The organism is Kitasatospora sp. NPDC001225 (genome assembly GCF_053597855.1).
The window spans coordinates 45,322-57,084 of the sequence record NZ_JBSFJC010000054.1; the positions used below are offsets into that span (position 1 = coordinate 45,322).

Below are 11,763 nucleotides of genomic sequence, written 5' to 3' on the forward strand. Positions count from 1 at the left end.
ATGGGGTGTGGGTGCCTTCCCGGGCTCGGAGTTCATGGGGGGGTGGACGAATGCGCGCGTCCACGCGTGGGCGGAGAACAGCTGAGCTGTCTTACCGGGCCCTTGAGTCGCGTCCATCGTAGCCACGCCACTCGGTACGGACGTCGGCGTGGGGCATACCGTCCATTGTCCGGGGCGTGATCGCATCTCCGAGGATTGGGACGCCGTGTCGGCGCCGCCAGTTCCCTATTTCACGATAAGAATGCCCCGGCCGGGCCAATGGTCCCGACCGGGGCGGTACGAACGTCCCCCCGGGCGTGTCGCCCGGGTCCCGCTCGCCGGATCAGGCGTGCGCGGGGAAGAAGATCTTGATCTCGCGCTCGGCGGACTCCGGGGAGTCGGAGGCGTGGATCAGGTTCTCGCGGGTGATCGTCGCGTAGTCGCCGCGGATGGTGCCGGCCCCGGCCTCCAGCGGGTTGGTGGCGCCGGCCAGCATGCGGATGCCCTTGACGACCTCCTCGCCCTCGACGATCAGCGCGATCGACGGGCCGGTGGTCATGAACTCCAGCAGCGGCTCGTAGAACGGGCGGCCCACGTGCTCCGCGTAGTGCTGCTCCAGCGTCGCCCGGTCGAAGGTGCGCAGCTCGATGGCGGCGAACCGCCAGCCGGCCTTGCGCTCGATGCGGCTGATGATCTCGCCGGCCAGGCCGCGGCGGACGGCGTCGGGCTTGAGCAGGACGAGAGTGCGCTGGGACACGGTGCGTCTCCTGGGGATTCGGTTCGGCAGACAGTCGGGTCGACAGGCGGCGCCGACAGGGCAGAGATTACCTTGCGTACACGGCGTGTCGGTCCGCTGGTCCGGGCCTCAGGCCTGTACGGCGGCGGCCTCCGCGGCGGCCCGGGCGGCCTTGAACGCGTCCACCTTGCGGCCGTAGTGCACCGAGCACCACCACAGGCCGGCGAAGACCACGCCGAGCCCGAACATGGTCGGCAGCACGAAGCCGCTGGCGATCAGCCCGATCTGCAGCGCCCAGCCGATCTGCACCGCGCCGGGGCGGTCGATCATGCCGCAGAGCAGGACGCACAGTGCCATCGCGATGCCGCTGACCGTCCAGATCTCCGCGTTGGAGACGTCGGTGAGCCGCATCGCGACCAGCGCCGCGAACAGGACCAGCAGCACTTCGCCGATCAGAGTCGAGGAGCAGAGCGTCCTCATGTCACTTCCTCCCGAGCAGCAGGCGGGCCTCGCCCACCGTGATGACCGAACCGGTGACCAGCACCCCGGCGCCGCCGAGGTCGCCCTCCTCCTCGGCGAGGCTGACGGCGGCGGCGATGGCGTCGTCGAGCCGGGGCTCGACCTGCACGCGGTCCTCGCCGAAGATCTCGACGGCGAGGGCGGCGAGCGCGTCGACGTCCATCGCGCGGTGGGTGGAGTTCTGAGTGATGACGACCTCGGCCAGGATCGGCTCGAAGGCCTCCAGCACGCCGGCCACGTCCTTGTCCCCGGAGGTGCCGATCACGCCGACGAGCCGGGTGAAGCCGAAGGACTCGGTGAGCGCGGCCACGGTGGCGCGGGCGCCGTGCGGGTTGTGCGCGGCGTCCAGGACGATCGTGGGGCTGCGGCGGACGACCTCCAGGCGGCCCGGCGAGGAGACGCCGGAGAAGCCCTGGCGGACCTTGTCCACGTCCAGCTGCCCGCCGCGCGCGCCGCCGACGCCGAAGAAGGCCTCGACCGCGGCCAGGGCGAGGGCCGCGTTGTGCGCCTGGTACTCGCCGTGCAGCGGGATGAAGACGTCCTCGTACTCCTCGCCGCCGAGTCCGCGCAGCGTCACCAGCTGGCCGCCGACGGCGAGTTCGCGGCGGATCACGCCGAACTCCATGCCCTCGCGGGCGACCGTGGCGTCCACCTCGACGGCGCGGCGCAGGATGTTCTGGGCGGCGTCCAGCTGCTGCTGGGCGACGACGGCGACGGCGCCGGACTTGATGATCCCGGACTTCTCGACCGCGATCTCGCCGGTGGTCTCACCGAGCTTGTCGGTGTGGTCCAGCCCGATCGGGGTGATCACGGCGACGGCGGAGTCGATGACGTTGGTGGCGTCCCAGGAGCCGCCCATGCCGACCTCGACCACGCCGACGTCCACCGGGGCGTCGGCGAAGGCCGCGTAGGCCATGCCGGTCAGCACCTCGAAGAAGGACATCGGCACCGGCTGCGCCGCGTCGACCATCTGCACGTAGGGCTCGATGTCGCGGTAGACCTCGACGAAGCGCTCGGGGGTGATCGGGGCGCCGTCCAGGGTGATCCGCTCGGTGACGGACTCCACGTGCGGGCTGGTGTAGCGGCCGGTGCGCAGCTCGAAGGTGTTGAGCAGCTGCTCGATCATCCGGGCGGTGGAGGTCTTGCCGTTGGTGCCGGTGATGTGGATGGAGGGGAAGGACCGCTGGGGCTGGCCCAGGATGTCCATCAGCGCCTCGATCCGGTCGAGCGAGGGCTCCAGTTTGTTCTCCGGCCAGCGCTTGGAGAGCTCCACCTCGACGTCGCGCAGGGCGTCGCCGGTGCCGCCGTCGGCGGGGCGGATGGTGTACGGGTTCGGGTCGGCCTTGTCGCTCACGTCCACAGTCTACGGAGCGCTGGCGGGTCCTCCTCACGGGGTGAGAACGACCACTTTGCCCGTTCTTTCCCATGATCAGCTAGTTTCCTCCCTTTACTATTGATTTAGCGATTTGAACCGCAATGAAGCATCGATTCGCAACCGATAGGAGCCTTCAGCCTTTGATCACTGGGAGCGCTGCGCCATGCCCGACGCCCTGCACGAATGGATCGTGCTTCGCCAGGACGCCGTCGTCTGGGTCGCCGGACTGATCTCCCTGGCGCTCGTCGGCTACATGGCCCTCGTCTTCGGACGCTTCCTCGTGTACTGGGCGGGCTCCCGCCACGCCTTCCGGCACGGCCGCCCCGCCGAGCCCGGCGACCCCGCCGCCTTCCGGTGGCACCTGGTGATCCCCTGCCGCGACGAGGAGGCCGTGGTCACCCAGACCCTGGACGGCCTGCGGACCAGCGCGCCCGAGGCCCATCTGTGGGTGATCGACGACGACAGCGAGGACGCCACCCGCGAGCTGGTCCTCGCCGCCGCGGCCCGCGACCCGCGGATCCACCTGGTCCAGCGCCGCCGCCCGCACGCCCGGATCGGCAAGGGCGCCGCCCTCAACGCCGCCTACCGGGAGATCTCCGCCCGGCTGCCCGAGGGCACCGACCGCTCCCGGGTGGTGATCGGCGTGGTCGACGCCGACGGGCAGCTCGACCCCGGCACCCTCGCCCGGGTCTGCAACCCCAAGGCCCTCGGCCGGCCCGACACCGGCGCCGTCCAGATCGGCGTCCGGATGCGCAACGCCGACGACGAGCTCCCGCTGCCCGGCCGCGGCCGGATCGCCAACGCCCTGGCCCGCGCGCTGGTGCGGATGCAGGACGTCGAGTTCCAGGCCACCAACACCGGCATGCAGCTGCTGCGCCGCCGCACCGGCAGCGTCGGCCTCGGCGGCAACGGCCAGTTCGTCCGGCTCACCGCCCTCGACTCGCTCACCGCCGAGGAGGGCCGGGCCGGCCGCCCCTGGCCGGAGCGCGCCCTGCTGGAGGACTACGAGTCCGGCCTCGACCTGCGCCTGGCCGGCTGGCGGCTCACCCACGTCACCGAGGCCCAGGTCTCCCAGGAGGGCCTGATCTCGCCGCGCCGCTTCCTCACCCAGCGCACCCGCTGGGCCCAGGGCAACATGCAGTGCCTGCGCTACACCGGCCGGGTGCTGCGCTCCCCGCACTACACCGCGACCGGCAAGGCCGAGGTGCTGTACACCTTCCTCCAGCCGGTGGTCTGCGTGCTGCTGGTGCTGCTCTTCCCCGTCTCGCTCGGGATCACCGGCGCCGGGCTGGTGCTCTTCCCGGAGGAGACCGCCGAGTTCCAGCTCCGGTTCGGCCCGTGGATGCTGCTCGCCTTCGTGCTCGCCACGCTGCCGATGGTGTTCTGGGGCTTCGCCTACCGCCGGGCCGTCCACCCCGACCGCGGCCGGCTCACCGGGCTGCTCTGGGGCGTCCTGGTCTGGCTCTACGCCTACCACCTGTTCGTGGTCGCCACCCGGGCCGCGGTCCGGATGCTGCTCGGCCGCAACGGCTGGGCCAAGACCCGCCGCAACGCCGAGAAGACCGCCCTCGGCGCCCCCACCGCGCTCGAGTCCTGAGCCCGCCCCTCTCCCTTCGCGCCGCCCCTCCCCCACGCCACCGGAGCCCCGCATGAGCATGTGCCTGCCCCCGTCCAGCGTCGCCGTCGTCCTCGGCACCCGCCCCGAGCTGGTCAAGCTCGCCCCGCTGATCCACGAACTCGGCGACGCCACCCGGCTGGTGCACACCGGCCAGCACTGGGACGAGGCGATGTCCGGCCGCTTCCTGCGCGACCTGGACCTGCCCCGGCCGGAGCTGCTCACCGGGGTCGGCGGCCGCCCCCGGGCCGGTCAGATCGCCCAGTCCCTCGGCCAGTTGGACGCCGCCTTCGCCGAGGACCGCCCCGCCGCCGTGGTCGTCCAGGGCGACACCAACGCCACCCTGGCCGGGGCGCTGGCCGCCAACGCCCGGGAGATCCCGCTGGTCCACGTCGAGGCCGGGCTGCGCAGCTTCGACCGGGCGATGCCCGAGGAGCACAACCGGGTGATGGTCGACCACGTCTCCGACCTGCTCTGCGCCGCCACCGGGGAGAACGTCGCCAACCTGCGCGCCGAGTCGCTGGCCGAGGACCGGATCGAGCTCACCGGCAACACCGTCGTCGAGGTGGTCCGCCGTCAGCTGCCGGGCGGGGCCGCCCGCGCCGCGCTGCTCGCCGCGCACGGCCTGCGCCCGGACGCGTACGTGCTGGCCACCGTGCACCGCCCGGAGAACACCGACACCGCCGAGGCGCTCGGCGCGGTGCTCGCCGAGCTGGACCGGATCGCCCGGGCCGGCACCCCCGTGCTGTTCCCGATGCACCCGCGCACCCGGGCCGCCGTCGAACGCTTCGGCCTGGACGGCCTGCTGGAGCGCCTCGCCGTCACCGGCCCGGTCGGCTACGGCGACTTCCTGGGCCTGGCGTGCCACGCGGCGCTGCTGGTCTCCGACTCCGGCGGCGTGCAGGAGGAGTGCACCGTGCTCGGCCGCCCGCTGCTGGTGGTGCGCCGCTCCACCGAGCGTCCGGAGGCGGTGGCGGCCGGCTTCGCCGCGCTGGTGCGGCCCGGCGAGGAGCTGGGCACCCTGGCCCGCGCCTGGCTCTCCGACACCCCCGAGCGGCTCGCCCGGCTGGCGGCCACCCCGAGCCCGTACGGCGACGGCCTGGCCTCGGCCCGGATCGCCGCGCTGACCGTGGCACTCGCCGGCCCGGCCGGCCAGCCGGCGTTGCCGTCGGCGGCCTAGGTCCTCTTGACAGCAGAATTGGTCTACTCCACCTTGTGAGGCAAGTCTCCGTTCCCGACCGGGACTTGAGTTGTCGGTAGCTCCCGCACGCGCACCATCGACACCCCGGACGGCGCTCCTCCCCCACGAGGCGCCCGCCGGGCCTCCCCCACTGGAGACGGAGTCATGCCACCTGCCCGACACCGGCGCCCGCGCGCCGTCCACTCCCTGCTCGCCGGAGCGAGCGCCCTGGTCATCGGCCTGGGCGGACTCGTCCTGGCCGGCGGCACCGGCGCCCACGCCGCCGACACCGACCTGATCGTCAACGGCGGCTTCGAGACCGGGAACCTGTCCGGCTGGACCTGTTCGAGCGGTACGGTCCAGCGCACCACCGTCCACTCCGGCACGTACGCCCTGCAGTCCACCCCGGCCGGGAGCGACACCGGCGAGTGCACCCAGACCGTCCAGGTGAAGCCCTCCTCCGCGTACACCCTGAGCTCCTGGGTGCAGGGCTCGTACGTCTACCTGGGCGCCCGCGGCACCGGCGGCACCGATCCGAGCACCTGGACCCCCGGCGCCGGCGGCTGGACCCAGCTGACCACGAGCTTCACCACCGGCCCGAACACCACCAGCGTCACCGTCTACCTGCACGGCTGGTACGGGCAGCCGGCCTTCGCCGCCGACGACGTCTCGCTGCTCGGCCCCGGCGGGCCGCAGCCGTCACCGAGCCCGACGGCCACCGCCACCTCCACCGCCTCGCCGAGTCCGACGGCCACCCCCACGGACAGCGGCACGCCCACCCCCACCTCCACCGGCAAGCCGCCGGACCTGCCCAAGCACATCCTCACCGGCTACTGGCAGAACTTCGACAACGGCGCCACCGTCCAGCGGATCAGCGACGTCCCGGCCGCCTACGACATCATCGCGGTCTCCTTCGCGGACGCCACCGCCACCCGCGGCGGCCTGAGCTTCACCCTCGACCCGGCGCTCTCCTCCCGCCTCGGCGGCTACACCGACGCCCAGTTCAAGGCCGACATCGCGGCCAAGCGGGCGGCCGGGAAGCGGGTGGTGCTCTCCATCGGCGGCCAGAACGGCACGGTCTGGGTGGGCGATTCCGCCTCCGCCGCGACCTTCACCAGCACCGCCTGGACGCTGATGCAGAGCTACGGCTTCGACGGGATCGACATCGACCTGGAGAACGGCATCAGTTCCACCTACATGGGCCAGGCGCTGCACGCCCTGGCGGCGAAGGCGGGGAGCGGATTCATCCTCACCATGGCGCCGCAGACGATCGACATGCAGTCGACCGGCATGGAGTACTTCAAGCTGGCGCTGAACGTGAAGGACATCCTCACCATCGTCAACATGCAGTACTACAACTCCGGCGCGATGAACGGCTGCGACGGGAACGTCTACTCCCAGGGCACCGAGAACTTCCTCACCGCACTGGCCTGCATCCAGCTCAAGGGCGGGCTGCGGCCCGACCAGGTGGGCCTCGGGGTGCCGGCCTCCACCAGCGCCGCGGGCGGCGGGTACCTCGCCGCCGGCACCGTCAACAACGCGCTGGACTGCCTGGCCTCCGGCACCAACTGCGGCAGCTACAAGCCGGACGCCACCTGGCCGGGCATCGGCGGCGCGATGACCTGGTCGACCAACTGGGACGCCAAGGCGGGCAACCCGGTGGCCGGCACCATCGGCTCGCACCTGCACGCCATGCCGTAACCGGCCCGGCCGGTCTGCCGGAGGCCCGGGTTCAGACCCCGGCCCGGGCCTCCGGGACATGCGCGGCTCCGCCGTGCCGACGGCGCAACTCGGCCGTGATCTCGGCCAGTTCACCGTCGGGCAGCAGCGGCAGCATCATCGCGACGCCCTGCAGCAGACCGCCGAGCAGGAAGGTGGTGTCGGGCGTCGCGGCCACCAGGCCGCGGACCTCGGCCACCTCGCCGGCCGCCACCGCCTCGATCAGCTGGGCCGCGTTCGCGGTCTCCTCGTCCACCGCGACCCCGCCGGTGTCCTCCGGGGCGCGCCGGGCCATCGCCCGCAGCACCCGGTCGCCGACCTCGGGGGCGTACGCCTTGCGGACGGCCTCGGCGGCGATCCAGGCGAGCAGGGTGGTCACCTCGCGCTCGGCGTGCTCGGCGAACAGCAGGTCCAGCTCGTGGTCGAACGCGATCTGGTTGCCGTGCCGGAACGCGAGCAGCAGGGTCGCCGCCCTGGCCTTGGCCTCCTCGACCGCCTCCAGAGGCAGTTCGTCGGCCAACTCCTCGGTCACCACCACGCCATGCCCTCCCGTCCGTCGCTCAGCAGGAACGCTCAGCGGAAACGCCCATTCGGAAACTCCGTGCACACGGTACACAGCGGACCTGCAAACTTCCGCGAACCCGCGCGGGCAAGACCGGAATCAATTCGCTCGGAATAGGACCTCACCCGGTCGCAGGATGATAATTCGCCGGAAGGGAGCAATGTTCCTGGGCTATTTGGTGTAAGGAAAGCGGCCGGGGAAGCCGAACCGGAACCGGAACCCGGAAAACGCCGAGGGGCCGCACCCCGCGCGTCGCGGAGTACGGCCCCTTCGGCGGGGACGGGCGGTCAGCCCTGCGGCAGCGCCGCGAGCTGGGCGGTGATCCGGGCGATGTCGGCCTCGGCGGCCTCCTGGCGGCCCCGGATCTTGGCGACCACCTCGTCCGGCGCCTTGGCGAGGAACGCCTCGTTGCCGAGCTTGGCGGTGGTCTGGGCCTTCTCCTTCTCGGCGGCCGCGAGGTCCTTGGCCAGGCGCTTGCGCTCGGCCGCGACGTCGATGGTGCCGGAGAGGTCCAGCGACACGGTGGCGCCGGCCACCGGCAGCGAGGCGGTGGCCGCGAAGCCCTCCTCGGGCGCGGTCAGCCGCAGCAGCGAGCGGATCGCGTCCTCGTGGACGGCCAGCACGGTGCCGGCCAGCTCCAGCCGGGCCGGGACGCGCTGCGCGGGCTGCAGGCCCTGGTCCGAACGGAACCGGCGGACCTCGGTGACCACCTGCTGCAGCGTGGCGATCTCCGACTCGGCGGCCGCGTCACGGTAGCCGCTGTCCTTCGGCCACTCGGTCACGACCAGCGACTCGGCGCCGGTGAGCGCCGTCCACAGCGCCTCGGTGACGAACGGGACGACCGGGTGCAGCAGCCGCAGGGTGACGTCCAGGACCTCGCCCAGCACCCGGCGCGAGGCGTCCGCCTGCGGACCGCCCTTGGCCAGGGTGGTCTTGGAGAGCTCGACGTACCAGTCGAAGACCTCGTCCCAGGCGAAGTGGTACAGCGCGTCTGTGGCCTTGGCGAACTGGTAGTCCTCGTACAGCCCGTCCACCTCGGCGACGGTGGCGTTCAGCCGCGACAGGATCCAGCGGTCGACCGCGGTCAGCTCCTCCGGCGCGGGCAGCGGGCCCTCGACGGTGGCGCCGTTCATCAGCGCGAAGCGGGTCGCGTTCCAGATCTTGTTGCAGAAGTTGCGCGAGCCCTTGACCCAGTCCTCGCCGATCGGCACGTCGGCACCCGGGTTGGCGCCGCGGGCCAGGGTGAAGCGGACGGCGTCGGCGCCGTAGGCGTCCATCCAGTCCAGCGGGTCGACCGCGGTGCCGGAGGACTTCGACATCTTCTTGCCGAACTCGTCGCGCACCAGACCGGTCAGGGCGACGGTCTTGAACGGCGCCTCGCCGTCCATCGCGTACAGGCCGAACATCATCATCCGGGCGACCCAGAAGAAGATGATGTCGTGGCCCGTCACCAGGACGTCGGTCGGGTAGAACTTCTCCAGGTCGGCGGTCTTCTCCGGCCAGCCGAGCGTGGAGAACGGCCACAGGCCGGAGGAGAACCAGGTGTCCAGGACGTCCGGGTCCTGGTGCCAGCCCTCGCCGGTCGGCGGCTGCTCGTCCGGTCCGACGCAGACGACCTCGCCGTCCGGGCCGTACCAGACCGGGATCCGGTGGCCCCACCACAGCTGGCGCGAGATGCACCAGTCGTACATGTTGTCGACCCAGTCGAAGTAGCGGCGCTCCAGCTCCTTCGGGTGGATCTCCACCTTGCCGTCGCGGACGGCGTCGCCGGCGGCCTTGGCCAGCGGCTCGACCTTGACCCACCACTGCAGCGACAGCCGCGGCTCGACCACGGTGTGGCAGCGCGAGCAGTGGCCGACCGCGTGCATGTACGGACGCTTCTCGGCGACGATCCGGCCCTGCTCGCGCAGCGCGCCGACGACGGCCGAGCGGGCCTCCAGCCGGTCCATGCCGAGGAAGGGGCCGTGCACGGTGATCGCACCGCACTCGTCCATGACGGACAGGTTGGGCAGGTCGTGGCGCTGGCCGATGGCGAAGTCGTTCGGGTCGTGCGCGGGCGTCACCTTGACGGCGCCGGTGCCGAACTCCGGGTCGACGTGCTCGTCGGCGACGACCGGGATCTCACGGTCGGTCAGCGGCAGCTTGATGGTCCGGCCGACGAGGTGCTTGTAGCGCTCGTCCTCCGGGTGGACGGCCACCGCGGTGTCGCCCAGCATCGTCTCGGCCCGGGTGGTGGCCACGACGATCGAGTCGTCGCCCTCGCCGTAGCGGATCGAGACCAGCTCGCCCGGGGTGTCCTCGTGCTCCACCTCGATGTCGGACAGCGCGGTGAGGCAGCGCGGGCACCAGTTGATGATGCGCTCGGCGCGGTAGATCAGGCCGTCGTCGAAGAGCCGCTTGAAGATGGTCTGGACGGCCTGGGACAGGCCCTCGTCCATGGTGAAGCGCTCGCGCGACCAGTCCACGCCGTCGCCGAGCCGGCGCATCTGGCCGAGGATGCGGCCGCCGTAGCTCTTCTTCCACTCCCAGACCTTCTCGACGAAGGCCTCGCGGCCCAGGTCGTGCCGGGACAGGCCCTCCTCGGCGAGCTGCTGCTCGACCTTGTTCTGGGTGGCGATGCCGGCGTGGTCCATGCCGGGCAGCCAGAGCGTCTCGAAGCCCTGCATGCGCTTGCGGCGGGTCAGCGCGTCCATCAGCGTGTGCTGGAAGGCGTGGCCCAGGTGCAGGACGCCGGTGACGTTCGGCGGGGGGATGACGATGGTGTACGCGGGCTTGTCGCTCTTCGCGTCCGCGGTGAAGTAGCCACGGTCTACCCAGCGCTCGTACAGCTCGCCCTCTACGTCCGCGGGGGTGTAGGTCGTCGGGAGGGTCGCTGCTTCGTCCCCGGCAAAGGTGCTCACGGGGCGCTGGTTCGTCGTGTCGGTCACGACGCACAGTTTACGTAACCGGGGGGTGGGTCACGAACCGCTTTCCGGCCCGCGGCCCCGGCGCGGACCGGACGGGGCCCGGCCCGGCGCCGTGCGGTAGCGTGCCCGGGCACTCGTCCGGTGGACCGGACGGGCACGGACGACCGGACAGACGACAGGCCGCGGGTGCGGCGGGGGAGCACGGACGCAGATGTACGGCCAGGGACAGCAGTACCCGCAGGGACAGCCGCAGCCGTACGGGGGTCAGCCGCCGTACGGCCCGCCGCCGCAGCAGCCGTACGGCGCACCCCCGCCCCCGCCCGCGTACGGCCGGCCGCAGTACGGCCAGCCCCAGCCGCAGCCCCCGTACGGCCAACCGCAGTACGGCCAGCCCCCGCAGCAGCCGTACGGCGTGCCTCCGCAGGCCCCGTACGGCCAGCCGGGCTACCCGCAGCAGCCGCAGCAGCGCAAGGGCAAGGGCGGCCTGGTGATCGGGCTGGTGGTCGGCGCCCTGGTGCTGGGCGGCGGCGGCTTCGCCGCCTGGAAGTTCCTCGGCGGGAACGACCAGGGCGGCCGGTACCGGATGTCCGCCCCGGACACCATCCCGGACGGCTACTCCCAGAAGTCGGCCGAGGACAAGGCAGTCGACCCGAACAAGCCGGAGGCGGCGGACTTCGGCAAGGACCTCCACGTGATCGCGGCCAGCTACAGCCGGGGCACCGACCTCGACACCTTCTCGGTGCTCGGCGTCTACGGGAAGCTCAACGACCCCGGGAAGATCATCGCGGACGCCAAGAAGAGCACCGGCGACGACGACGTCACCTGGACCACCCCGCTGACCGACTTCCCGGCCCGCGACTCCAGGAACTCCTCCGCGAAGCTCTCCTGCGGCGTGGCCGGGATCGCGGGCAAGCCCGGTCCGACGGTCTGCGTGTGGGCGGACCGGTCCACCACCGGCCGGGTCACCTTCAGCAGGATGAACGTGAACAGCCACGGCCAGCTCACCGGCGGCCAGGAGACCACCCTGACCCAGGCGGCCGACCAGACCAGGGCGATCCGCGACGCCATGGTCGTCGCCAAGTAGCGCGCACCACGAGGAGGGGCCTCGCACCCGATCCGGGGGGAGGGCCCGCCGCGTGGGGGGGGGCGCGGGTGAGGCGGGCAGGTAGGGA

9 protein-coding genes are annotated in these 11,763 nt (G+C 72.1%); 4 read left to right on the top strand and 5 right to left on the bottom strand.

The genetic code is table 11. The features are described 5' to 3' along the window. Positions 1-322 precede the first annotated feature (322 nt). The 3 genes from ndk to folC form a co-directional block, all read right to left on the bottom strand. Positions 323-736, bottom strand: coding sequence for a nucleoside-diphosphate kinase (gene ndk, locus ACWDCZ_RS20070; RefSeq protein WP_049648947.1), 414 nt, complete (start codon positions 734-736; stop codon positions 323-325). A gap of 108 nt (positions 737-844) precedes the next feature. Continuing rightward, entirely contained in the window at positions 845-1,195 is a 351-nt protein-coding gene (locus ACWDCZ_RS20075) for a DUF4233 domain-containing protein (RefSeq protein WP_049648948.1), read from the bottom strand. A gap of 1 nt (position 1,196) precedes the next feature. Beyond that, positions 1,197-2,588, bottom strand: coding sequence for a bifunctional tetrahydrofolate synthase/dihydrofolate synthase (gene folC / locus ACWDCZ_RS20080; RefSeq protein ID WP_079271806.1), 1,392 nt, complete (start codon positions 2,586-2,588; stop codon positions 1,197-1,199). A 184-nt stretch (positions 2,589-2,772) separates the two neighbouring features. On the opposite strand from folC, the gene ACWDCZ_RS20085 reads away from it, so the two are divergent. From ACWDCZ_RS20085 to ACWDCZ_RS20095, 3 genes are all read left to right on the top strand, one after another. Then, positions 2,773-4,206, top strand: a complete 1,434-nt coding sequence (locus tag ACWDCZ_RS20085) for a glycosyltransferase family 2 protein (RefSeq protein ID WP_082345126.1) — start codon at positions 2,773-2,775, stop codon at positions 4,204-4,206. Between the two features lie 52 nt (positions 4,207-4,258). Further along, complete coding sequence (gene wecB, locus ACWDCZ_RS20090; protein ID WP_449816561.1) at positions 4,259-5,404, top strand: non-hydrolyzing UDP-N-acetylglucosamine 2-epimerase; 1,146 nt, start codon at positions 4,259-4,261, stop codon at positions 5,402-5,404. 165 nt (positions 5,405-5,569) lie between these two features. Beyond that, the gene (locus ACWDCZ_RS20095; protein WP_449816562.1) at positions 5,570-7,105 is read left to right on the top strand and encodes a chitinase; all 1,536 of its coding nucleotides are present in this window, start codon (positions 5,570-5,572) and stop codon (positions 7,103-7,105) included. Between the two features lie 31 nt (positions 7,106-7,136). On the opposite strand, the gene ACWDCZ_RS20100 is transcribed toward ACWDCZ_RS20095, so the two are convergent. Together ACWDCZ_RS20100 and ACWDCZ_RS20105 are read right to left on the bottom strand one after the other, a co-directional pair. Then, positions 7,137-7,661, bottom strand: coding sequence for a hypothetical protein (locus ACWDCZ_RS20100; protein ID WP_049648950.1), 525 nt, complete (start codon positions 7,659-7,661; stop codon positions 7,137-7,139). 311 nt (positions 7,662-7,972) lie between these two features. Continuing rightward, on the bottom strand, positions 7,973-10,612 hold the full coding sequence (locus ACWDCZ_RS20105; RefSeq protein WP_049648951.1) for a valine--tRNA ligase: 2,640 nt from the start codon (positions 10,610-10,612) through the stop codon (positions 7,973-7,975). A gap of 190 nt (positions 10,613-10,802) precedes the next feature. Here ACWDCZ_RS20105 and ACWDCZ_RS20110 point away from each other — a divergent pair, with 190 nt between their 5' ends. Then, positions 10,803-11,675, top strand: a complete 873-nt coding sequence (locus ACWDCZ_RS20110; RefSeq protein WP_449816563.1) for a hypothetical protein — start codon at positions 10,803-10,805, stop codon at positions 11,673-11,675. Positions 11,676-11,763 lie beyond the last annotated feature (88 nt).